Raw genomic sequence first — 25293 nt, 5'->3', positions numbered from 1 at the left:
AATTTATAAAAATTTTTATTATAATTAAGATTAATATTTAATATAATCCTAGTTCGAAACATTTGTTTAGGACTTTAGCTAATCGTATATCAATACTTATTATACTAACTAAAGCCCATTATATCTAACTTGTTTAGCTATCTTACCAATAACTAGTTCTATGAATTATTATCCATGCTAAATATACTATTTACACCAACAAGCTTTTTATATCTAGCACCTAAGAATAGCATTAAAACAAAACCAAATATTGCTACAATAAAATCTAATAACATAACTTTAGTAAAATCAATTTCCATTAATTTCCCAGCGATTGTTGGCAGTACATAAGCTGCAAAACTTGTAGCTATATAATATGCATTAGTAAGTTTCCCTTTACCTTTTGGGAAAAACTGGCATAATAAGGTGTTACCAATCTGTAATACACCACCAGCGGCAGTTAATCCTATAACAAAAGAACCAATTGATGTAGTTACTGGAGTTGGAGCTAAATAAATAGATAAGGTAGCTACAGCTGATAAACCACTATATATTATAAGAACTGCTATATTTCTGAAACCTTTAGCCATGATAAATGATGAGAAAAATACCCCTAATAGTGAACCAGCAGTAAAATATGTCATCAATATTTTAGATGCATTTTCTGTCATTCCTACAACTTGAGTACCATATCTAGTAATAACCTGTTGGAATAAATAAAATGTTGACATACAAAGGAAAGAATACATTACTAATGTCAATCCTTCAATTTTAAAGTTAGGTTTTTTAACACAGTCTAAGCCATCTTCTGGAAGCTTTTCATCCTTATTTTCTGATTTCTTTACATCTTGATCAGGAAATTTTGCATTCCACAAATAAATAAAATTAATTAATATAATCACAAATAATAGTACAGAAGACCAACCGAACCAGAAACCATTACTATCTAAGAATATTAGTAAGAATGGAAATAACATACCTGATATTGAGATAAATCCTTTTACCATTGCTGAAGCTGAACTAGCATTATCAGGGAAAATTTCTATTAAAGCTGGATAAATTGATCCATCCCAGCAAGAAGTAGATGCCCCGGCAACAAATACAATGATATTAGCTACCAGTAAACTAGTATTAAACGGTAAAATACCAAAGAATAACATAAAACCTACCATTCCAGCTAAGGCAACAGGTTTTCTACCAAATTTATCTGATAACGCACCTGAAAATAGCTGACCAATAACTTTTCCAATTCCAGTCATAGCAATTACGCCCATTACTCCTGCCTCAGTCGTTCCCCACATAGTAGCAAATTCTGGCATATTTTGTGCCAGAACAATCATTTGTACCCCTAAAACAAAGTAATTCATATACAAACCAATAGCTGTTCCAAGATATTTATTATTTCTTATTCCCGTTGCTTGTGATGCTGCCATTATTGTACACCTCTCTCCTATTCAAATTAATATTTAATGTCTAAAATTTCTTTCATATAATCAATTGGCATGGACTGATCAGTCCATAATCTAAAAGCTGCAGCTCCCTGGAAGAGCATCATTCCCAGGCCATTCATGGTTTTACAGCCGACTTCTTTTGCCATCTTTAACATTTTGGTTTCACGTGGTGAGTAAACTACATCTGTAACAATTAAATCTGGTCTAAAAAATGATTTATCGGGTATATATGTTTTACCTTCTAAAGGTTTCATTCCCATTCCTGTAGCATTAGTAAATAAATAACTATCTTCAATTTCAACTTTTAATTTATCTAAATCAGCTATATCATAAAGTGCTGCTTTGCAGTCTGTTTTTTCGTTTATTTTCTTAACTGTTTCTTCTCCAGTAGCCCAGAAATCATCTTTACGATTAAAAATTGATATTTCTTTTACACCATCTAGAGCTGCCTGAATTTGAATTGCTGTAGCTGCACCACCAGCACCTACAATAGTCATTTTTTTACCAATTGGATCAATATCATTATCCTTTAAAGACATCATATAGCCAACCCCATCAGTAATATGGCCAGTTAACACACCATCATCATTAACAATAGTGTTTACTGCACCACACATTTTTGCTGCTGGAGATAATTTATCTAAATATTTATGTACAACTGTCTTATTTGGCATTGATACATTAGATCCTCTAACTTTCATAGCTCTAAAACCCTTTATTGTATCTTCTAAATCTTCTTTACCAACTTCAAAAGCAAGATAAGCATAATCAAGTCCTAATTTTGCAAAAGCTGCATTGTGCATTGCAGGTGAGCTTGAATGTCTGATTGGATAAGCAATCAGTCCTATTAATTCAGTATGTCCAGTAATTCTTTTTTCCATAATTATCATCCCCTAGTTAATTTTGTTTGAAAAGTTTAACTTTGAAAATTTTTTCACATTGAAGATCACAAACACTCTAGCTCAACTTTCTATCAGTAATTATAAACTATCAGTTTCTATTAATCCAATCGATTTTTTCTTGTCTAATTATAGATATTTTTTATTGAAAGTAGAGTTTGTTACATGTTTTATAAACTCATGTACAACTGGTGGTAAATACTTATTCTTTACTCTTGCTAAATAAATTTCACGTTTATATTTGGGATTCACAATTTCAATTTTTTTGATATTCATATTTTCTAAAATAAGCAGTTCTGGCACAATAGCGATTCCAAAATTTTTAGCAACTAATCCTGCTAAAGCACCATCTTCAATTAATTCATAAACTATATTAGGTTTTATTTTAACTTTAGTAAATAAATTATCAATAACAGAACGCAATCCACTTTCTTTAGAGTAGGTTATAAAAGGAAATGAAGCGACTTCTTTTAAATCAATCTTATCTTTGTTTGCCAGCTGATGATCATGAGGAACAATTAAAACTAACTTCTGGTCCATAATAGGAGTGAACTCTAGATCAGCTTCACTCTTTTTCTTGGAACAAAAAGCTACATCATATTTTTCTTCTTTGAGTCCTTTAACTATGTCAGTAGTATTTTGAGCAGAAAAAGAAAATTTTATATCTTTATCTGCATTACAAGTTAAAAAATCACTAACAATTTCGGGAATAAAGTAAGATCCTAAACTATAGATATATGCTAAATCAATAAAACCACTTTTACCACTTGTCATAGCTTTCGTTTTTTTTATACCAGTATCTAAGTTATCTAGAGAATCCTCTACATACTTTAAAAACAGCTTGCCATATTTAGTTAATCTGATATTTCTGCCCTCTTTTTCGAATAAACAGGTACTAAGTTCTTCTTCTAATGAATTTATAGCATAGCTTAAACTAGGTTGAGTAATTTTTAATTCATCAGCAGCTTTGGTGTAATGTTCAAGATAAGCTAATTTTCTAAAATAACGCAGATGATGTAAGTTCATATTTACAGACCCCTTTTAAATATTTAATAAAAACTATCCAAATTACTTTGTGTAGTATAACACAATATATAGATAAAATCTATTGATTGCCTTAAAATTATTAATTTGTTTTAGTGAAATTAATAATCTATAATCTAGTTAACAACACAAACAATTTCTAGTTCAAAATTTATTATGGAGTGATAATTGTGAATAAAAGCTATTCAAACCTTTTTAAACCATTAACAGTTAAAAATATAACTTTTAAAAATCGCGTTGCTATGACACCAATGGGAACTAATTTTGCTAAGCAAAATGGTGAAATCGGTCCCTCACATATCAATTATTATAAACAACGCGCAAAGGGTGGTGCTGGCCTTATAATTGTAGAAAATGCTTGTATTGATTTTCCACTTGGCTCTAATGGAACTACCCAACTTAGAATAGATCAGGATAATTATCTGCCTAGTTTATTCAAACTTTGTGAAACAGTTCATGAGTACGGTACCAAAATCTCTATTCAAATCAATCATGCAGGAGCCTCAGCTGTTTCTGCAAGAACAGGAATGCAACCAGCATCAGCTTCAAACATACCATCTAAAAAGGGTGGCGAAATACCGAGACCATTGACTAAAGAAGAATTACAGGAAATTGCTAAAAAATATGGTCAAGCAGCTCAAAGAGCAAAAACTGCCGGTTTTGATTCTATAGAAGTCCATGGGGGTCATTCATATTTAATTAGTCAATTCTTATCTCCTCTAACAAATGATAGAACTGATGAGTTTGGCGGTTCTCCAGAAAATAGAGCTCGTTTTGCAAAATTAGTTATGTCTGAAGTAAGAAAAACTGTTGGCCCAGACTTCCCAATCATGGTTAGAATTAGTGCTGACGAATTATTAGAAGGCGGAAATAGTTTAGAAGATACTTTAGTCTTATTAGAATATTTTCAGGAAGAAGCAGATATAATTGATGTTTCTGCCGGTCTAAATGACTCAATTTACTATCAAATTGATGCTAACTATTTAGAAGATGGCTGGCGTTCTTATATGGCTAAAGCTGTTCGAGAAAAATTTAGTAAACCTGTAATTACAACTGGTAATATTAGAAGTCCTCGTGTAGCAGAAGAAATTTTAGCCAATGGTGACTCAGACTTTATTGGAATGGGACGTGGTTTAATTGCAGATCCAGAATGGGTCAATAAAGTTGAATTTGGGGCTGAAGAAAATATCCGCAAATGCATTTCCTGCAATATCGGCTGTGCTGGTCACAGAATTAAATTTAATCGTCCTATCCGCTGTACAGTTAACCCTGATATTAGTGGCGAAAATGATTATCAAGGACAAAGCATAAAAAAAGACTGCAATGTAGTTGTTATCGGAGGAGGTACTGCCGGTCTAGAAGCAGCATGCACTGCAGCTGAAGTTGGCTGTACAACCTTTATTATAGAAAAAGAGCAAAAACTTGGCGGACTAGTTAATCAAATATCTCAGATTCCTGATAAAAAAAGATTATCTGATTTTCCTAAATATCTTGTTAACAGAGCTAAACAATTAAATAATCTTTTTGCTATTACAGAAACAGAAGCAGATACTGATTTTATAGAAAAACTAAATCCAGACATTATTGTAAATGCAACTGGTTCACAACCACTTCTTCCACCAATAACAGGACTTAATGAACTTGTTGATAAAGAAGACAGTAAAATATCTTCTATTAGTGGAATGATTAATCAGATCGATAAGTATCCTCAGGACTTAAGTAATAAAGAAGTCGTTGTAATCGGAGGTGGAGCAGTTGGTCTCGATGTAGTCGAATTTCTTGCTCCTAGAAATGCTAAAGTCAGTATTGTAGAAATGCAGAGTACTATTGGCAAAGACCTGGATCCGGTAACTGAAGCTAATATTTCTGATATTATTAAAGAGCATAAAGTCAAAAAATTACTAAATACTAAACTTTTAGAAGTAAAAGAAAACTCTTTTATCGTAGAAAATGATGAAGGTAAAAAAGAATTAACTTTTGATTATGGCTTTGTTTGCTTAGGTATGAAATCTAATAATCCAGTTCTGGAAGAACTTCATAAAAAATTTGAATCTACAGATATAGAAATAATGAATATTGGCGATAGTGTAAGAGCAAGAAAGATTATAGATGGAGTCCATGAAGGAAGAAATATACTTAAAATTTTAGCTAAAAGAAACTATCTCTAAAATATTTTATAGTAGAGTTTAAAAATAATAATTGTTTAAACAAAATTATAAATATAAAATAAGTGAGCTAGGTAAAGCAGGGCTCACTTATTTTTTTATCCAGATTTTTCTTCTGCACAACTTCCAATAGTTAACTACTCTTTTTCCAATTAACAACCACTGCAATTTAGCAAGTATTTAATTATTAAAGTTCAAATTTCCATAAACCATGTTGATTACAGTAAGAATATATTTTAAATCCTCTTTTGCATCTAAAAGTACATTCCTGACATAAATCTTCATCACAATATACATAAGCATCTTCATTAGCTAAAGCAAAAATTACCTCTGCCTGCTTTTTATTATTAACATATTTAATTTGGCCACCAGTAAAAGTTCTTAAATAAATCCATTCAATAAAATGCTCTTCTTCCATTGGATGTAGTTTTTTACCAATCGATACTTTAATTACATTGTTATCATAACCACCAATAATAGAATAATCTGGTAAATGAGTCTCACTCCCCGGACCTGCTGTTTCAGGATTTAGTCTAATCATTGCTGTCCCACAGCATTGGCAGATATCTGGTGATTTATTTTCTTTCAAAAAGATTATAGTAGCACCACATTTTTTACATTTAAAAAATATTGGATCTGGACTTATAACTGCTGGTTTTTTGCCAGTATTAAATCTAGTTATACTTATTTTATCTTTCATTTACTCACCAACTTCATAATTAAGCTCAAATTCATTTTCTATAAAATCAATAAATTTCTTAAAAAAGGGACTTTTACATGAATTTTTTTTATAGCCAATATAAATATCTCTCGTATTAGCTGGATTAGAAATAGGCAAAATCTTTTCATCTATATTATTATAAATTTTTTTCATTGGAGTTATAGTATAGCCAACTCCAGCTTTTACAAGGGCCAATATAGACATTTCGTCTTCAATTTGAGCATATACTTTAGGTTCTACATCAACCTGCTTAAATAAAGAAGTAATTTCATCTCTAGTTCCAAATTTACTTGAATATTGAATAAAAGGAACTTCTTTTGTATCTCTTAAGTCAAGCGTATCATATTCAGCTAAAAAGGAATTTTTATTTACAATTGCAACGTAATTTTGTTCAGTAATTTTAGTGAATTGCAGCTCAGAATCTTTTTCATCAATCCGATTAACAAATATTGCTTCAAATCTATCATTTTTTAATCCTTCAATCATCTCAGTAGTACATTCTCTAGCTATAGTTGTACTTTCAGAAAGTTGGAAACGAAAATTTTTCTCGTTTCTTGACTCTAGAAAATCTGAAATCATTTGAGGTATAAAGTCTGAACTTAGTGTATATAAAAATGAAATTCTTATTTTTTGGTAAGCATTATTTTTTAAATCTTCCAGTCTTTTGATACCTAAATCTATTTCTTCCAGTGAATTATCAATATAATCTACAAATTCTTCGCCCATCTTCGACAGTTTAACACTTCTACCAGTCTTTACAAATAATTTTGTTCCTAATTCATCTTCTAGCTTAGAAATAGCATTACTTAGGCTAGGCTGTGTGATATGAAGAATCTTGGCAGCTTTTGTATAATGTTGTGTCTTAGCTAAGACTGAAAAATATTCTAACTGATTTAGATTCATACTAGCCCTCCTTTCTTAAAAGCAAAAATTATTTGTAATTATCTCGTATTATATCATGTTTAAAAATTTTTTTTAATCAATAATCTCCAAAAAAATTTAATTGTCGACATTATTTTCTTGTTTCAGCTTTTCTTTTATATCAGCCTTTAAAATAAATTTTTCAATTTTTCCAGATTCATTTCTCGGCAAAGCATCAATAATCACTAGCCTTTCCGGCCATAGTTTTTTACTAACATTAATCTTTTGCAGGAAATCTATTAACTCTGCTAAATTCAGCCTGTTATTCTTATCTTCTAAAACTATATAGCCACAAATTCTTTCACCCATTCTTTTATCTGGCATTCCAATTACAACAGCATCTTTAATTTTAGGATTTTTCAAAATATTTGCTTCGATTTTGTGTGAAGGCAGATTTTCTCCTCCCCTGACAATAATATCTTTTAGTCTCCCCACAAAACTAAGATAGCCGTCATTATCTAAACTACATAAATCACCACTTTGATACCAACCATTATCTAAAAAAGCCTTAGCTGTTAATTGAGGAGATTTAAGATAACCAACAAAAACATTAGGACCTCTTGATAATTCTTGTCCAATATTTCCAACAGCTACTTCCTTAAGATTTTTATCAACAATTTTTACTTCAACCCCAGCTATAGGAGAACCCTCAGTATTAACTATTTTATCTATTGTATCGGTTGGTTTTATGCAAGTATGGGGCACACTCTCCGTAGAACCATATACTCCGCAGACTTTAAATCCATTCTCCAGAGCTTCTGCTATCATACTTTCTTGAATAGAAGCTCCCCCACAGAGAAAGAATTCTAAGGAATCAATATTATATTCTGCAATTTTTAATTCTTCTAATATATCATGGATCATTGGAGTAACACCCATTCCATAGCTGCATTTATGCTGTTGAATTAGCTCCAGAGAATCATGAGCATTAAATCTATCCTGTAAAACAGTAGTTGCACCTGCCAACAGCGGTGATATAATTCCGTGATGAAATCCAATTGCATGATTTAATGGGGAAGGCATCAACATGATATCCTTATTATCTATTCCTAATGTCTGATTAAAAGCTTTTTCACTATAAATAATATTATTGTGAGTTAGCATTACCCCTTTTGATTCTCCAGTTGTTCCAGATGTAAACAAAATAGCTGCTACCGAATCAGACTCAGCTTTAACAAAATCTTTAAGTGGGCTATACTCTGTTAGTATTTGTGATAAAGTTATAAATACTGTATTATTTTTGGCTAAATTATCGAGCATTACAATTTTTTCAACAAATTGTAATTTCTTTTTTATTTCCAGCATAGTAGCAGAATAATTATATTTATAATACTCTGTTGGAGTAAAAAATACTTTAGATTCTGTCATATTTAATTGAGCTATAACTTCTTCTTTCTCACAGCTTAAACAAATTGGATTAGCTGCGGCCCCAACTTTTAAACAGGCAACCAGGATTAGTACAAATTCTTTCCAACCTGGAACCTGAAAAGTTACAATATCATTTTTAGCAACTCCCCTTTCTTGCAAAAATGATGCTAACCGAGATGATAAATTATCTGCTTCTTTATAGGTGAACTTACCACCATATGAATCTATAACAAAGTCTTTGTCTGCATATAATTCAACACTAGTTAACCAATAGTCTAATAAAGTCTTATCGCTCCAATATCCTTTTGACCGATACTCATCACTCAAATCAGGATCTATTCTTAAATTATCAAACATTAACATCCCTCAATTTATAATCATAATTTTATCTTTTTATTATCTAGTTGATTATTTTGCAAAATAATCAACTAGATATAGTTTACCAGGAAAATTCTATTTAGCAGCTTTTAATTCTTTGATTGCTTTAGTTAATTCTGGTACTACTTTAAATAGATCACCTACGATACCATAGTCAGCTATCTCAAAAATAGGGGCGTCTGGATCTTTATTAATAGCAACAATTGTAGCAGAGTCTTTCATACCTACCTGATGCTGTATTGCTCCAGAAATTCCACAGGCTATATATAATTCTGGAGTTACAGTTGTTCCAGTCTGCCCAACTTGGCGGAAATGAGGAACCCAACCAGCATCTACTGCTGCCCGAGAAGCTCCAACTGCAGCTCCATCTAGTTCATCGGCCAGCTTTTGAATAATAGAAAAGTTTTCTTTACTACCTACACCTCTACCACCTGCAACAACAATATTTGCTTCTGCTGGTTTAAGATCAGCTGGTTCTTCTCCTTTGATAAATTCTCTTAATTTAGTTGTTATCAATTCTTGCGGAGTATGAATATCTACTTCAATAACATTTGCTGTCCTACTGTCGTCTGGCTCACCTTTTTTAAAAACGCCAGCCCTGACTGTACCCATCTGAGGTCTGCTATCTGCACATAATATCTGAGCATAAAGATTACCACCAAAAGCCGGTCTTTCCCAGATCACATTTTCTGTCTCCTGATCTACATCAAGATTAGTACAATCAGCTGTTAAACCAGTTTGTAAAGTAACTGCTACTTTTGAGCCTAAATCTCGACCATTATGAGTTGCTCCAATTAAAATTGTAGCTGGTTTGAATTTTCTTACTAATTTTGCCATAGCATCACCATAAGAGTCAGAACAATAATTTTCGTATTCTTTTCCTTTAACAACATAAACATCATCTACTCCATATGCTGTTACTTTAGCAACAGATTCGTCTACATCAGATCCAATAATTACTGCGCAAAGCCTCTCCTGAGTAAGATCTGCTAATCGTCTTCCTTCATTTAATAATTCAAGTCCGACATCTTTAGGTTTTCCCTGAAATGTTTCTATAAAAACCCACAAATTTTTATATTCTTCAAAATTCATAATATCCTCCTCTATAAAACATTTTTAGCAAGTAATTTATCTACTAATTTTTCGGCTGCTTCTTCTGCTGTATCGGCTGCTATTATTTCGCCATTTTTGCTAATATCAGGAGTAAAAGTTTTCTTTACTCTAGTTGGTGAACCTTTTAAACCAATTTTATTTTTATCTATCTCACCGAGATCAGCAGCTGTTATTTCGCCTATTTCAGCTTGATTGGCAGCTAATATACTCTTAATTGTTGCATAACGGGGCTTATTAATTGCTTTTGTAACAGTACATAATAATGGCTTTTTACTTGCAATAACTTCAATTCCTTCTTCAACTTCACGTTTTACAATAACTGTATCTTCTCCTTCCAGACTAACATCTACTACATAAGTTAAGCGGCTAATTCCTAAATGTTGAGCAGTACTGGGACCAGTTTGGCCTGTATCACCGTCAATTGCCTGCTGTCCAGCAAAAATAATATCAAAATCGCCTATTTTTTTAATTGCTTCTGATAGTATATAACTTGTAGCATATGTATCGGAACCGCCAAATAATCTATCTGTAACAAGATAGGCTTCGTCTGCACCTAAAGCAAGTGACTCTTTCAGTGCTTTTTTAGCCTGACTGGGTCCCATTGATAGAACTACTACTTTTCCTCCGTATTCTTCTTTATATTGAACAGCAGCCTCTATCGCATTTTTATCAACTGGATTAATTATGCTTGGAACTCCAGCTCGCATTAATCTATTAGTTTCAGGATCTATTTTTATTTCAGATGTATCCGGAACTTGTTTAATTAAAACTATAATGTTCATCAGTCTACCTCCTTTATTTATATTCTTTGTCTAACTCTCTAGCAATAGTTGATCTTTGAATTTCATTTGTACCTTCAAAAATTTGAAATACCTTGCAGTCACGCATTAATTTTTCAACAGGATAATCTTTAATAACTCCATAACCACCAAAAACCTGGACTGCTTTAGAAGTAACTTCCTGGCAAGCATCAGAAACAAATGTTTTAGTTATTGCGCCTTCTTTTTTAACTAGATCTCCCTGATCCATCAGCCGCATTGTATTATTAACTAATGCTCTGGCTGCTTCTGTTTTGATAGCCATATCAGCAATTAGCCCCTGGACAGACTGGAATTTCATAATTGGTCTGCCAAATTGTTCTCTTTCCTGAGCATAAGCAATGGCTTCATCTAATGCTCTCTGCATAATACCAACTGCCAGAGTACCAACAAAGGCTCTCGAAAGATTTAAAGTATTTAATGCTATTTTAAAACCCTGACCTTCTCTACCGATTAGATGATCTGCAGGAACTCTAACATCCTGGAAAAATACATCTGAAGTATTAGAAAGCCTTAAACCCATTTTATCTTCATGAACTCCTACAGTTACTCCAGGCCGATCTCTTTCTACTATAAAAGCAGATATTCCCTTATTACCAGCATTTTTATCAGTTTTAAAGAAAACAACATAAACATCAGCAATTTCACCATTTGTAATGAAAGTTTTCGAAGCATTTAGTATATATTCATCACCATCTTTAACAGCTGTACCCTTCATAGCTGCTACATCAGTTCCAGCATTAGGTTCAGTCAAAGTAAAGGCTGCAAAATTTCCAGGCTCAATAATATCAGCAAATAATCTGGCCTGTTCCGGACTACCTGATAAAATTACAGATCTTAAAGCTACAAAAGTACTAACTAAAGTAATTGCGTAACCAGCATCTACTTTAGCTAATTCTTCAAATATCATCGCTGTAGTTTCAAAATCGAGCCCTGCTCCACCATATTCTTCCGGGATTTCTACCATATGGAGTCCCATCTCAAAAGCACCCTTAAATAATTCTTTGGCAGGGGTTTCTCCTTTTTTATCTAATTCTTCTACGTAAGGTTTAATTTCATTTTCAGCAAAGTCTTTAACTAATTTAATTAATTCTTCTTGTTGCTCTGTATATAATAAACTCAATACTCTTCCCTCCTTATAATTTATATTTATTTGATATGTTCTTCGCCTACTACTGCACCTTCAGCGATTAGACTTTCAATTTCCTCTTTGCTATAACCGTGCTCTTTTAGAATATCAATCGTAGAAGCACCCTGTGCTTTTGATATTTTTAAATCAGGTTTATCCATTGAACTAAATCTAACTGGGTTGGTTGGAATCATCCGTTCAGCACCAGTTGGATAATCAATTTTTCTTAAAATATCATTAGCCCATACCTGCTTATCTTCGTAAATATCAAGTGGTTCATAACAAGCTTCACACGGCAAATCATTTTCTTTAAATAAATTAACCCATTCCGCTAATGTCCGTTTTGATATTTCTTGATCAAGTAAATCTATAAATTCCCTGTTTAAGTTGTTTTGATTTAAATAATCAATATCTGAATATCTTTCGTCCCCCACTAAATCTGCGCGTCCAATTAAGCTCATCACTTGATCAAAGTCTTTGTTATATTCTGGGAAGCAAATTACCATCCATTTATCATCAGAAGTTTTATAGGTATTGTTAAAAGGATTGGCATTCTCTTTTCTAGTTTTAGGATACTGGTTGCCATACTGAGCAGATACCATTGCGATATTTTGCATAAATATTGCAGCATGATGTAAACTAACGGTAACTTTATCACCCTTACCAGTTTTCATTTTATTAACTAATGCCCCACAGATTCCTGAGGCCAGGCACATTGATACCTGAAAATCACCATAACCATTGGCAGGATTCATTGGACTTGCCCCTTTTTCTAAAGTTGTACCTAAAACTCCTCCTCTTGACATATAAGCTGTTGCATCAAAACCAGCTGTATCTTTTTCAGGACCATTTTCACCATAACCAAGTACCTGAGCAAAGATAAGCTCTGGAAATTTATCACTCAGGGTTTGATAATCGATTCCTAGTTTAGATAGTGATTTTGTCCTGGTATTTGTCAGAAAAACATCTGCCTCTGCTAAAAGGTCATACATTACTTTTTTACCAGAAGCTTTTTTTAAATTAACTGTAATAAATCTTTTATTCATATTAGCTACATCAAAACCGAGATTTTCATCATCTTCATAATGCATATTAAAAACTGCTCCCTGGGTTCTACCGGGGTCTCCTTTAGGAGCTTCTACTTTTATAACATCTGCTCCCCATTCGCCCAGAACTCTACCAACAGTAGGAGCTGCTAAAAAAGTAGTCATATCTACAATTTTAATTCCTTCTAATGGTTTCATAGGATCAATTCCTTTCCTTGTTATATCTAATCTGAAAAACATAGCCTTCTGACCAGCAAAAGGCTATGCTTTTTTATTATCAATCTAGTATTTATTACTCAACTATGCCACCATTGGCAATTAATTTTCTTGAAGCAGTAAATCTCTGAATTGTACGGGGGCCTTCTTCAAACCACATTGCTCTACAGTCTCGATACATTCTTTCAACTGGACCGTAAGGATTATCTTCGAAGTAGCCAATTCCGCCAAATATTTCGATACAATAATCGGAAACTAATTTAACAGTATCTATACTGTGAAGTTTAGACATTGCTGCTTTCATTTCGATATCTTCTCCTTGATCATATTGATCTGCGATATCATAAAGCATCATTCTCAAAGCATAAATTTGTGTTCCCATATCAGCAATCATCTGTTGAATAGCCTGTCTTTTAGCCAGTGGTTTGCCAAAAGTTATTCTATCTTTAGCTCTCTTAACAGCCATTTCTAACATTCTCTGACTCATTCCCAAGTTACTAACAGCAATATGAGCACGAGAGAGACCTAATTCAGCCATTGCTATTTCGAGACCCTGACCTTCTTTACCTAAAAGATTTTCTTTAGGTACTTTTACATCAGTAAATTTTAAGTCTGCATGTCCTGCACCCCGGCAGCCCATCATATGAGCCATAGGATTAATTTCATAACCAGGAGTATTTGTTGGAACAAGGAAACATGAGATTCTAGTTGTTTTAGGATTTTCAGGATTAGTTACTGCAAAAACATAACTGGCATCAGAACAATCAGTATGTGAGATAAGAGTCTTTTCGCCATTCAGGATATAATAGTCACCATCTTTAACAGCACTAGTTTTAATATCTGCTCCAGAACCAGCTTCTTTTTCAGTTAAAGCAAAGTTAATATAAACAGATTTATCCTGGAATTTTTTCATATATTTTTCTTTTAATTCTTCCGAACCATAGTCATTCATGATTTTCCAGTTAAGACCTGCTGCATGGTGTAAATGCATTCTCATTCCACCTGGGCCGCGGCTAAATTCTTCCTGCACCTTAAAAATTTCTTTTGTTGTAAATCCCCAACCACCATATTCTTCTGGCATGTAGAAACGATAGAGATCATTTTCAATTGATAGTTTATAAAACTCTTCGGGAAACTTATTTGTTTGTTCAATCTCTTTTTGCATTTCATCAAATGGACCTTCTGCTAATTCACGGATCTGTTTTAAATACGCCTTAAACTCTTGATCAGTTAATTTTGACATTAGTTTTCCCCCTTAATTATTTTTAAAGCTAACTAAAAATTCTTGTTTAGACTTGATAGCTGGAATATTAAATCTTTAAATTTTTCAATTATAGCAGCCATATGTAATACTATAGTGACTCATCTAGATGAGAGATTATTAATTAAAATATTTAAAGTTTATTTGTTATATTTTTCACTATCATTTCTAAATCTAGTCTACCATAATTTGCAATATTCATCTAATTCTAAATAAAAATATATTCTGGTATTTTATAGTCTCTGGCTATAAATTCTTAATAAAATGAATATTATTACTATTTAAAAATTATCTCAAATATAAACAAAAATATCCATAGCGCTTTAAACTGTAGGATTTAACAACTACAATAAATTTAGCACTATGGATAATCTTTTTATATATTCTATTTAATTATTTGACCTGACCATATGTTTTGAATTTTTTCGCCATTTTATTCATTTCTTGATCTTCTAAAATAATTGGATCTCCTATACTTTTAGCTCTATAAAATGTTTCTGCTACATATTCAATTTCTTCTGCGATATTAAAAGCATTTTCAATACAATCAGCACCTGTCAGTAAACCATGATTAGCTAAAAGCACTGCCTTTCTGTCCTGCATTGCTGTGAAGGCATTATCTGCAAGTTCTTGTGTACCATAAGTTGCATAATTTGCACATCTAACATTTTTTCCTGCCAGTGCAATCATATAATGCGAGGCAGGTAAATTCTCTCTTAAAATAGAAATAGCTGTTGAATAAATTGAATGACAATGAACAACTGCAAATATATCATTTCTTTGCTTATAGAATATTTTATGCATTTGATATTCACTTGAGGGCTGTTTAGCACCTTCAATTTTATTCCCTTTTAAATCCATGATTACTATATCCTCTAATCTTGTTTCATAATAAGGTATACCACTAGGACTAATGGCCATTAATTCCTGTTCAGGATTATAGATACTCAAATTACCCCCAGTTCCTTTAGTTAGACCACTATCAACAAGTTTTTTACCAAAATCTATAATCTTTTTTCTTGCTAATTCTAATTTCATATTTTCTCCTCCAATTTTTACTTTTATATAAAAGCTAGTTTTTATATTTATTATAATAATTCTTCAGGCTCATATACCTTTAAGTCAATTGAATTTTTAACAATTTCTCGACCTTCTTTTAAATCTTTTATTTCTCCTAAAGCAATTAATTGAGTTAAAATATTACCAACAGCAGTTGCTTCAATGGGACCTGCAATTACTTTTCTTTTAGTAATATTGGCCGTATATTGGCATAAAAGCTCAGATTTAGTTCCACCTCCCACTACATTTATAGTTTTAATTTTTTTATCTGTAAGCTTCTCTAGCTCTTGAATAACTTCTTTATATTTTTGAGCTAAGCTCTCATAAATTAACCGGGCAATTTCTCCAGGTTGCTCTGGCACAGATTGCTTTGTTTTTTTACAATAAGTTTTGATTGCTGCTGGCATATTAGCAGGATTAATAAAACTTGAATGATCTGTATCAATCTGATATTTAAAAGGTTTAGCTTTTCTTGCTGCCTCATTTATAGCTTTATAACTTAAGTTTTTACCCTCTCTCTTCCAGGCTCTTTTACATTCTTGTATTAGCCAGAGACCGGTTAAATTTTTTAAAAATGTAACTTTACTTCCAACCCCTAATTCATTAGTAAAATTTTTCTGTAAACTTTTAGCTGAAATTATTGGCTTATCTAACTCAATGCCAAGTAAAGACCAGGTTCCACTGGATAAGAATACACTGTTTTGATCTACAATTGGTGTTGCAGCAATTGCGGATGCTGTATCATGACTACCAACTGCAATAATAGGGATATCTTTTTGAAGAGCAAGTTCATCTTTTATTTTACTATTTATATTGCCTATTTTCTGACCAGGAAAAACTATTTGCTGCATAATTGATTGTGGCAAATTAAGGGTATTAAATATTTTTGACGACCACTTTCTCTGCAAGGGATTTAAAAGCTGAGAAGTAGATGCTATTGTAGCTTCATTGAATTTATTACCTGTTAAAAAATAATTTAATAAATCTGGAGTAAACAATAAATCTTTTGCATTTTCCAACAGCCAGGGCCGTTCTTTTAATTCAGAATATAATTGAAAAATTGTATTTACTTGCATAATCTGAATGCCCGTCTCAGAATAAAGCTCTTGTTTAGATATATTTTTAAAAACTTTGCTTAAAGTTTTATTAGTCCTCTGATCTCTATAGTGAAAAGGTACAGACATTAAACTTCCCGTATTATCTAATAATCCATAGTCTACCCCCCAGGTATCAATTCCAATTGAAGCTAGATTATGATTAGTCTTCTGAATAGCCTTTCTAATTCCATTTTTAATTTCTACAAACTGTTTTAGTGTATTCCAGTGAAAATTATTATTCAAATAAACTCCATTATTATTAAATTTATGTAAGATATCTAATGTCAACTTTTCTCCATCAAATTTGCCAAGTATTGATCGACCACTAGATGCCCCTAAATCACAAGCTAAAACTTTTGTTAGTTGTTTATTCATTTTTACACCTCTTTTCAATAAATAATTAAATTGATAAATTACTCTTTGATAATTAAATATATTCAGCAGAGCAGCTAAAAATAACTCTGCTGAATATTTATTTTTAGATTTTATCTATATAGAGGACCAAAATTCTTACAGGCTCGATAATCAGCACTTTCTAAATCATTAGTACCAAATAAATTCCAGGCATCAGGTCTAAAGATTCTTTTTGCCGCTACATTATGCATATTAACTGGAATTCTTAACATTGCTGCTAAGGTAATAAGCTGATCTCCAATATGGCCAAAACTAATTGCACCATGATTAGCTCCCCAATTGTTCATAACTGAATAAACATCTTTAAAAGCACCTTTTCCGGTCAAGTTTGGAACAAACCAGGTTGTCGGCCAGGTAGGATCTGTCCTCTGGTTTAAGACTTCATGAATTTCTGGATCTATTTCTACCGTATAACCTTCTGCTATTTGTAAAACTGGTCCTAAACCTTTAACTGTATTCATTCTGGCCATAGTAACTGGCATTCCTCCTTCTGTTAAAAATTGAGAGGAAAAACCACCTCCTCTAAAATAACCTAGATTTGCAGGGGGCCATTCTGTTGCTTGTAGGCAGGCTTCTACCTCTTTTTCTTTTATATTCCAGAATTCTTTCATAACAGGATTACCTGCTTCATCTTGCATTTTACCTGTTCCATCAAGAGTTGTAGAACCGGAGTTAATTAAATGAATAATTCCATTTTTAGCTCTCCCGGTTAGTTTTTTACCTGTTACTCGCTCAACTGCTTCTGGACTCCAGAAAGTTCTTACATCAGAAAAGATCTGAGCTCGATTTGTTAAAAGATGATTAAATAACATTGGAACTGCATTTAAACTATCATTTTCTGTTGCAACAATATAGGCTTCTCGAATACCATTCCAGTCAAAAGAAGAGTTCAAAATTGCCTCCATAAAATCTCCATTGGGAAAGTGATCTGTCCATTGCCTTTGTCCCTGAAATCCAGCTGCAATTGCATTATGACCTTTAGCCTCCTCTTTATACCCTAACTCTGCTAGTCTAGGATTACCAATCATTAGATCCCTTGCAATTAAAGTCATTTTAACAATAAATTCCCACTGCTCATTTTTTTCTTCCCGGCTGGCCTGCTCTGCTGCTGGATTATTATCCTTACCTTCACTACAATTATTTTTAACCCAGGCTAAAGCCTTTTCAAATTCTTTCTGATCATAAATATTTTCTGCTATTCTGCGGGTAAACTCGCTCATATCAATGTATTCATTTCTCATCCCCAGGTAATCCTGAAAAACTTCTTCATCTACAATTGAGCCGGCAATACCCATTGCCACTCCACCCATTGCTAAATATGATTTACCTCTCAGATATGCAACAGCAAGACCTGCTTTAGCAAATTTAAGTATTTTTTCTTTTACTTCGTCAGGAATTGTTGTATCTTCAGCAGACTGGACATTTTGCCCATAAATTTTGAATACAGGCAATCCTTTTTGATTATGACCAGCTGCCGCTGCTGCTAAATAAACTGCTCCTGGTCTTTCTGAACCATTAAAACCCCAGATCGCTTTTGGTCTTAAAGGATTTTGGTCTATTGTTTCAGTTCCATATGTCCATGATTTTGTTATAGTTAGAGAAGCCCCTACACCTTGACGCTGAAATTTTTCTTCTGTTTTAGCAGCTTCGGCTACACCACCAATAGTTGTATCTGCAAGTACACATTCTACCGGCATGCCATTTGGATGTCTCAAATTTCTTTCTATAAATTTAGCTACACTTTTAGCTAAATTCATTGTTGGATCTTCTAGAGATTCTCTGACGCCCCTCTGTCTACCATCAATTACTGGTCTAATTCCTATTTTGGGCATTGAGCCAATAAGTCTATTTTTAGCTTCTTTGTCATTCATTATTTTTTCCTCCTTTTAAAATTGACTTAATTAGTATTAAAAACAGATTTATAAAATATCTATTCACATATATTTAATTAGTTAATTAATTATTTTATCAAACAGGTTCTTTCGCTATTACTCCCTTTTTCAAAATTAGATTTGCATAAAGACTTGTTTCACTACTAGCAACAACAGCATAAGCTTTTCTGGCTCTTTGATAGAACTTAAATCTTTCAAGATAGTTAAATTTTATCTCTCTCTTTGAAAAAGAAGTCACTATATCTCGATATTCTTGCCAGATTTCTGGTTTTAAATCTTTATCTGATTCAGTAGTTTGCATTAATATAACTGGACTTTCTACATACGGATCGAGGGGAAATAATTTTAAAATAGCCATTAAAATTTCTGGTCCCCCATGTCCATCTAGTCGAACAACTCTTTGGCCAATACTTGCAGATGGGAAATTCCCATCTGCAAGAACAATTTCGTCTCCATGTCCCATCTCCATCAATATTTTTATTAACTCGGGACTAATTATTGAAGGTATTTTTTTTAACATTATTTATCTCCTTTAATAAAAATCAATCAAAAATTAATCGAATCTTATGACATTTAAATATTTTTGATTAGCTTAATATTTTATTTATATAATAAAGGCTGAAGAATTTCTGAATCCATATTACGCTTATTATAGTAATAAAAACCTGTATCAATCATTTCTGGTAATTCTTCTCCTTTTATTGCTTTTACTGCGGCTTCAACTGCACGATAACCAATGCCAACTGGGTTCTGAGTAATGGCACCATCTATAATACCATTTCTAATTGCATCTAAAAGAATACTTCCCGAATCAAAACCAATTGTAGCAATATCATCTCTGCCTAATTCCATAATCGCATTAACAATACCTACTGCCGAACCTTCGTTAGCCCCAAAAAAGCCATCTAAATCAGGATTAGATTCTATAATACTTTTAGCAAGGTCAGTTGACTTTAAGTGGTCTCCCCCACCATACTGGACATCAACAATTTCAATTTCTGGATATGAATTTTTTATTCTATCTAGAAATCCATCTCGCCGTTTTCTACCAGTTAAACTAGTCTGATCCTGTACTATAGCTGCAACCTTACCCTGATAACCAATTAGTTCAGCCATTTTATCAGCTGCATAAGAAGATGCAACATAATTATCAGTAGCTGCTGTAGTTACAGGTATGTCACTATCAATACCTGAATCAAAAGCAATAATTGGAATGCCTTTAGAATCTACTTCTTCAATTAAGGGGAGGGCAGCCTGGGTATCTAGGGCTGCAAAAACAAGCGCATCTGGATTTTTATCAACTGCTGTCTGGAGCATATCAATTTGATTTGCTACCTGGGTTTCACTTTCTGGCCCTTCATAAGTTATTTCTACATCATAATCTTCTGCAGCTTGTTTAGCTCCCTGTCTAACAGCTTGCCAGAATTGATGCTGAAACCCTTTAGAAACAATTGCAATATAAGGTTTATCCTGTGCCATAACTGTTCCAGTAAACACCAGCAAAACTGCCAATAAAACAAATAATAATGTTAGCTTTTTCATAAATATAACCTCCTAGTATTTTTTTATAAAGCCTGAGAATAGGCTAAATAACATTAATTAAGCTGTTTTCTTTCTTCTTAAAATATCAGTATATACTGCAATAATTACTATAGCTCCTGTAATAACAGTTTGCCATTCCTGGGGTATTGATAAAATTCTTAAACCATTTGTTAAAACACTCATAATAAAAGCTCCAATTATAGTACCCAGGATTGTACCTTTACCACCACTTAGAGAGGTACCACCGATTACTACTGCTGCAATTGCTTCTAACTCATAACCAGGGCCTAAGGCTGGCTGGGCTGAATTTAATCTAGAAGCCATAATAACTCCTGCAATTCCATAAAAGAACCCACCAAATGCATAAATAGCAATTTTCCATCTATCTACATTAACTCCTGATAATCTTACTGCTTCTTCATTGCTGCCAATAGCATATGTATATTTACCAAACACAGTTTTATCCAGGATAATACCAGCCACAATAGCAGCACCTAAAAATATGAAAACTGCGTGCGGAATATTAAAAAATTTACCCATAGCTATTTTCCTGAAAGCAGGTGTATGCATAAAATAAATTGGCTTAGTACCAGAAATAACTAGATTCAAACCTTCTGCAACCATCATCATACCTAAAGTTGCAATAAATGGTGGAATCTTTAATTTGGCAGTTAAACTACCATTTACTATCCCGGCAACTGTAGAGGCTAGAATACCTCCCAATATTCCCAACCAAATTGGCAACCCCATAAAAGTGATGAATACACCTGTCATCACAGAACCAAAAGTCATTACAGTCCCAATTGAAAGATCAATACCACTAGTTATAATGATAAATGTTACACCAATTGCTAAAAGACCTGTTACTGCTGTAGAGATTAAAATTCCAATGAAATTAGAAAATGTTGCAAAATGAGGTGATGCAATTGAAAATACAATTATCATCATAATTAAACTAGAAAAAGCAAGTACTTTTTGTTTAGAATCGGCTGAGATTAGTTGTTTCTTTTCTTTAATGTTCGCATCCATTCTATTGCCTCCAATATCTTATTTTAATTTCGCATTGTTGCAAATTTCATAATTTTTTCTTTTGAAGCTTCTTCAATACCAAGTTCACCAGTCACTTCACCTTCACACATAACTAAAATTCGATGACTCATCCTTAAAATTTCTGGTAATTCAGAAGAAATCATTATAACTGACTTGCCTTCTTCAACTAGACTATTTAAAAGTTTATAAATTTCATTCTTTGCTCCAACATCAATTCCTCTCGTTGGCTCATCAAATATTAAAATCTCACTGTCTTTGTCTAACCATTTACCAATTACAACCTTTTGTTGATTTCCACCTGAAAGATTTTTAACATCCTGTTTTAAGTTTGGAGTTTTAATGGCTAATTGTTTCACCTGATTTTGAGCAACTTGCTTAATTTTATCTTCTTTTATAAAACCAAATTTGTTCATATATTCTTTCAGATTAGCCAGGACTATATTTGTAGCTACATCACGTCCTAAGGCCAGCCCATACCGTTTCCTATCTTCTGAAAGATAACCAATTCCCAGTTCTACAGACTGGCTGGGACTACTAATGTTAACTTTCTTGCCATGAACATAGATTTCTCCAGCATCTATATTATCAGCACCAAAGATTGCTCTTGCAACTTCTGTTCTCCCGGCACCAACCAAACCAGACATCCCTAAAATTTCTCCTTTTTTTAAATTGAAATTTATATTTTTAAAGACACCTTTTCTTGTTAAATTCTTAACTTCAAGTATAACCTCATTTTCGTTTTTACTGCTTTTATTATTTGAAGTCTCATAAACTTCCCTGCCAACCATCATATTGATGATACTATCTATTTCAACATCTTTTGTAGCAACTGTATCAATATAATTACCATTTCTCATAACTGTTATTCGATCTGAAATTTCTTTTAATTCTTCTAATCTATGAGAAATATAAATAACTCCGACGCCTTCACTTCTTAATTTCTTAACAATTCTAAATAGATCTTCGATTTCAGAATCTGTTAGAGAAGCAGTGGGCTCATCCATAATTAAAACTTCGGCTTGATAAGATAAAGCTTTTATTATTTCAACCATTTGTTGTTTAGCAACAGTCAAATCTTTTACCTTAGCCTGTGGATCTAAATTGATATTTAACATTTTTAAAAAATCTTTTGTTTTTTGATTTAGTTTTTTCTTATCAATAAATAATTTATTTTTCTTTTCTTCTCGTCCAATATAGACATTTTCCGCTACAGTAAGATGGGGCATTAAATTTAACTCTTGATAAATAATGCTTATCCCAAGCTCCTGGGCTTTTCTGGGCGAATTAATTTTAACTTTTTTTCCTTTAAAAAAAATCGTCCCTGCGTCTTCTTGATGAACACCAGTCAGAACTTTCATTAGAGTTGACTTTCCCGCCCCATTTTCACCAACTAAAGCATGAACTTCTCCTTTATTTAAAGTAAACTGACATTTATCGAGTGCTTTAACACCCGGAAATGATTTTTCTATATCGTTCATCTGGACCAAATTTCTTTCCACTTATCTTTCACCCCAATCTAAAATTATTATCATGATATTAAAAAATAAACTTAAGTAGATCTTCTTACAGATAACTTACTCTTTAAATAAATCTTTTTTCTATTACTATCACCTCCTTCAATTTTATTTAATAATAATTCCATAGCTACCGTGCCCATTTTACTTGCCGGCTGAATTATAGAAGTAAAAAATGGTGGTATTATTGACTCTGTAGCAAAATCATCAAAACAAGCAATTGCTATATCAGCTGGAACTTTAAAATCTAAGTCTTGTAAAGCATTATAGACACCAATAGCCAGGAAGTTGTTTGCCACAAAAATGGCATCTGGAACTGCTGATGATTTCAGCATTTCTTTAGTTAAATTATAGCCAACTGCTTTGATTGGCTTAGTCCCTATTTTTAAATGATCTTTTTTTAATTCTAAACCTGAACCTTTTAAGGCCTTAATATAGCCCTTTTTTCTGTCTTTATAAACTGATAATTCTTCGGAAGCAGAAATTAATGCAATATTTTTTTTGCCTTTTTTGATTAGATAATTAACAATACGAATTGCCTCTTTTTCATTATGGATTCCAACATGACTTTTTTGAGAACCTTTAATCTCTCTATCAATCAAAACAAAAGGAATATTATTTTGCTCTAAGGGCTGGATAATTGAAATGTCAGTTGCAATTGGATCTAAAAGTAATCCATCTATTCTTTTTTCAATAAATGTTTTGATATAATTTTTTTCTCGTTGAAAATCTTCATTTGTATTACCATATATCACAGTGAAGTTTTTAGAATTAGCTCTTTCTTCTGCACTTCTCAATATCTTAGCAAAGAAAATATTTGTAATATCCGGTAATATCACTGCAATTGTATTTGTTTTTTTACTAACTAGACTACTGGCATTACTATTAGGTACATAACCTGTTGCTTTTAAAAGCTTTTTTACTTTTGCTCTTGTTTTATCTTTAACATAAGGATGATTATTAATCACCCTCGATACAGTTGTAATTGAAACTCCTGCTTTTTTTGCTATATCGTAAATTGTTACCATATGAAACCCCTTTCATATTTGAAAATAATTTTGTGGGTTTGTTAGAACATAAATTTTATCGATTTTTTTCTGTGAAATAGAGATTTATTATTAAATATCAAATAATTATATTTAATTTTTATAATCTTTCCACTTTTCTTATTAAAAATTTTTACTAGTTAATAAAAAAATGGACCAGGAAAATTATTTCCCGGCCCATGGCCCCAGAATCAATGAATGATTTAAATATTCTGTTTTTTTGAGACTAGAGATGTTTGTTTTGTAATTGCTTTTTGTTACTTAGTATACATATAGTTTATCATCAATAAATATAATAGTCAATATAAACTTATTGTTTATTTTAACTATTCTATAAATTTTTTCAAGTAAGCATTAATTCTGCCGCTTTAACTGCTTCGACTAAACTGGCAAAACATTGGTAAAGATTAATTTTATATTTCTATTGACTCTATAATAGTTGTAGACTTTATAATGAATAAAGAATATAATTAGAGGAGAATCAAAAATATGAAAAGAAACTTAACAAAAGGTAGTGTACTAAAAACGGTCATCTATTTTTCAATGCCGTATTTATTAGCCTATTTTTTACAAACACTATATGGCATGGCAGATTTGCTTATTATTGGACAATTTAATGGCGTTGAAAGTACCACCGCCGTATCTATTGGCAGTCAAGTTATGCGTATGCTAACTGTTATGATTGTTGGGCTAGCAATGGGCTCAACCATTATAATTGGACGGGCTATAGGTGGAAAGAAAGAAAAAGATGCTTCACATGCAATAGGCAATACTATCACCTTATTTATGGCGATATCCATTATTTTGTCTGTCACTTTAATATTCGTTGTAAAGCCTATTGTCACTATTATGTCTACACCTTTTGCGGCTGTTTTTTGCAAGTTAAAATTCCCGGTTTTTGCAAAGTTGTTTTCGCAGCCACCCAATAGGGAAAAATTAAAGTGAATTTTGGGCTCCTTTCATCAGTGAATTTTTGATTCTATGACTGTCACCAGGAAATACAAGTAGGTGACTGTGGTGGACTAATCTATCAATTAAAGCAGCTGTCATTTGCTCATCATAAAAGATATTAGCCCATTTACTAAATTCAAGATTTGTAGTGATTATTAAGCTCTTTTTCTCATAACAGTCTGAGATTATCTGAAACAGGAGCTGGGATCCCTCTCTGTC

22 protein-coding genes are annotated in these 25293 nt (G+C 32.4%); 2 read left to right on the top strand and 20 right to left on the bottom strand.

The window, feature by feature from the left end:
• Positions 1-158: 158 nt before the first annotated feature.
• From BMZ74_RS08495 to BMZ74_RS08485, 3 genes are all read right to left on the bottom strand, one after another.
• Positions 159-1412: an MFS transporter gene (locus BMZ74_RS08495; protein WP_218142065.1), complete on the bottom strand. Its 1254-nt coding sequence runs from the start codon at positions 1410-1412 to the stop codon at positions 159-161.
• A 26-nt stretch (positions 1413-1438) separates the two neighbouring features.
• Positions 1439-2311, bottom strand: a complete 873-nt coding sequence (locus BMZ74_RS08490; RefSeq protein WP_089861815.1) for a shikimate dehydrogenase — start codon at positions 2309-2311, stop codon at positions 1439-1441.
• A gap of 147 nt (positions 2312-2458) precedes the next feature.
• On the bottom strand, positions 2459-3355 hold the full coding sequence (locus tag BMZ74_RS08485) for a LysR family transcriptional regulator (protein WP_089861814.1): 897 nt from the start codon (positions 3353-3355) through the stop codon (positions 2459-2461).
• A gap of 188 nt (positions 3356-3543) precedes the next feature.
• Here BMZ74_RS08485 and BMZ74_RS08480 point away from each other — a divergent pair, with 188 nt between their 5' ends.
• Entirely contained in the window at positions 3544-5541 is a 1998-nt protein-coding gene (locus BMZ74_RS08480; protein WP_089861813.1) for an oxidoreductase, read from the top strand.
• A 184-nt stretch (positions 5542-5725) separates the two neighbouring features.
• Here the strand turns inward: BMZ74_RS08480 and BMZ74_RS08475 are convergent, their stop codons facing one another.
• The 16 genes from BMZ74_RS08475 to BMZ74_RS08400 all read right to left on the bottom strand — a co-directional run bounded on the left by BMZ74_RS08475 (position 5726) and on the right by BMZ74_RS08400 (position 24105).
• Positions 5726-6238 carry a desulfoferrodoxin family protein gene (locus tag BMZ74_RS08475; protein WP_089861812.1) on the bottom strand — a complete coding sequence of 171 codons (513 nt, stop codon included), beginning with the start codon at positions 6236-6238 and terminating at the stop codon, positions 5726-5728.
• On the bottom strand, positions 6239-7162 hold the full coding sequence (locus BMZ74_RS08470; RefSeq protein WP_089861811.1) for a LysR family transcriptional regulator: 924 nt from the start codon (positions 7160-7162) through the stop codon (positions 6239-6241).
• A gap of 96 nt (positions 7163-7258) precedes the next feature.
• Positions 7259-8905 (bottom strand): AMP-binding protein, encoded by a 1647-nt coding sequence (locus BMZ74_RS08465; RefSeq protein WP_177181402.1) that lies wholly within the window; start codon positions 8903-8905, stop codon positions 7259-7261.
• A 96-nt stretch (positions 8906-9001) separates the two neighbouring features.
• A complete protein-coding gene (locus BMZ74_RS08460) occupies positions 9002-10018 on the bottom strand; it encodes an electron transfer flavoprotein subunit alpha/FixB family protein (RefSeq protein ID WP_089861809.1) in 1017 nt (338 codons plus the stop codon).
• An 11-nt stretch (positions 10019-10029) separates the two neighbouring features.
• Positions 10030-10821, bottom strand: a complete 792-nt coding sequence (locus tag BMZ74_RS08455) for an electron transfer flavoprotein subunit beta/FixA family protein (protein WP_089861808.1) — start codon at positions 10819-10821, stop codon at positions 10030-10032.
• 13 nt (positions 10822-10834) lie between these two features.
• A complete protein-coding gene (locus tag BMZ74_RS08450; protein ID WP_089861807.1) occupies positions 10835-11980 on the bottom strand; it encodes an acyl-CoA dehydrogenase family protein in 1146 nt (381 codons plus the stop codon).
• 26 nt (positions 11981-12006) lie between these two features.
• Positions 12007-13230 (bottom strand): CaiB/BaiF CoA transferase family protein, encoded by a 1224-nt coding sequence (locus tag BMZ74_RS08445; protein ID WP_089861806.1) that lies wholly within the window; start codon positions 13228-13230, stop codon positions 12007-12009.
• A gap of 94 nt (positions 13231-13324) precedes the next feature.
• Complete coding sequence (locus tag BMZ74_RS08440) at positions 13325-14491, bottom strand: acyl-CoA dehydrogenase family protein (protein ID WP_089861805.1); 1167 nt, start codon at positions 14489-14491, stop codon at positions 13325-13327.
• 411 nt (positions 14492-14902) lie between these two features.
• The gene (locus tag BMZ74_RS08435) at positions 14903-15547 is read right to left on the bottom strand and encodes an L-fuculose-phosphate aldolase (protein ID WP_089861804.1); all 645 of its coding nucleotides are present in this window, start codon (positions 15545-15547) and stop codon (positions 14903-14905) included.
• Positions 15548-15597: 50 nt separating this feature from the next.
• Positions 15598-17040: a rhamnulokinase gene (locus tag BMZ74_RS08430; RefSeq protein ID WP_089861803.1), complete on the bottom strand. Its 1443-nt coding sequence runs from the start codon at positions 17038-17040 to the stop codon at positions 15598-15600.
• A gap of 110 nt (positions 17041-17150) precedes the next feature.
• Positions 17151-18950: an L-fucose isomerase gene (locus BMZ74_RS08425; RefSeq protein ID WP_089861802.1), complete on the bottom strand. Its 1800-nt coding sequence runs from the start codon at positions 18948-18950 to the stop codon at positions 17151-17153.
• 97 nt (positions 18951-19047) lie between these two features.
• Positions 19048-19491, bottom strand: a complete 444-nt coding sequence (locus BMZ74_RS08420; protein WP_089861801.1) for an RbsD/FucU family protein — start codon at positions 19489-19491, stop codon at positions 19048-19050.
• Positions 19492-19571: 80 nt separating this feature from the next.
• Complete coding sequence (locus BMZ74_RS08415) at positions 19572-20513, bottom strand: ABC transporter substrate-binding protein (RefSeq protein ID WP_089861800.1); 942 nt, start codon at positions 20511-20513, stop codon at positions 19572-19574.
• A gap of 57 nt (positions 20514-20570) precedes the next feature.
• A complete protein-coding gene (locus tag BMZ74_RS08410; protein WP_089861799.1) occupies positions 20571-21542 on the bottom strand; it encodes an ABC transporter permease in 972 nt (323 codons plus the stop codon).
• A 23-nt stretch (positions 21543-21565) separates the two neighbouring features.
• Positions 21566-23062: an ATP-binding cassette domain-containing protein gene (locus tag BMZ74_RS08405; RefSeq protein WP_177181401.1), complete on the bottom strand. Its 1497-nt coding sequence runs from the start codon at positions 23060-23062 to the stop codon at positions 21566-21568.
• A 50-nt stretch (positions 23063-23112) separates the two neighbouring features.
• Complete coding sequence (locus BMZ74_RS08400; RefSeq protein WP_089861798.1) at positions 23113-24105, bottom strand: LacI family DNA-binding transcriptional regulator; 993 nt, start codon at positions 24103-24105, stop codon at positions 23113-23115.
• Positions 24106-24612: 507 nt separating this feature from the next.
• On the opposite strand from BMZ74_RS08400, the gene BMZ74_RS08395 reads away from it, so the two are divergent.
• A complete protein-coding gene (locus BMZ74_RS08395) occupies positions 24613-25068 on the top strand; it encodes an MATE family efflux transporter (RefSeq protein ID WP_089861797.1) in 456 nt (151 codons plus the stop codon).
• Here BMZ74_RS08395 and BMZ74_RS08390 read toward each other — a convergent pair.
• The coding region (locus tag BMZ74_RS08390; protein WP_177181400.1) for an ATP-binding protein at positions 25060-25293 on the bottom strand (234 nt) is incomplete at its 5' end. The two genes, BMZ74_RS08395 and BMZ74_RS08390, sit on opposite strands and share 9 nt — an antisense overlap.

The sequence above is a fragment of the Halanaerobium salsuginis genome (assembly GCF_900114545.1).
GTDB lineage: Bacteria > Bacillota > Halanaerobiia > Halanaerobiales > Halanaerobiaceae > Halanaerobium > Halanaerobium salsuginis.
The sequence above is the reverse complement of the archived record's forward strand: the minus strand, read 5'-3'. Positions and strand labels throughout refer to the sequence as shown.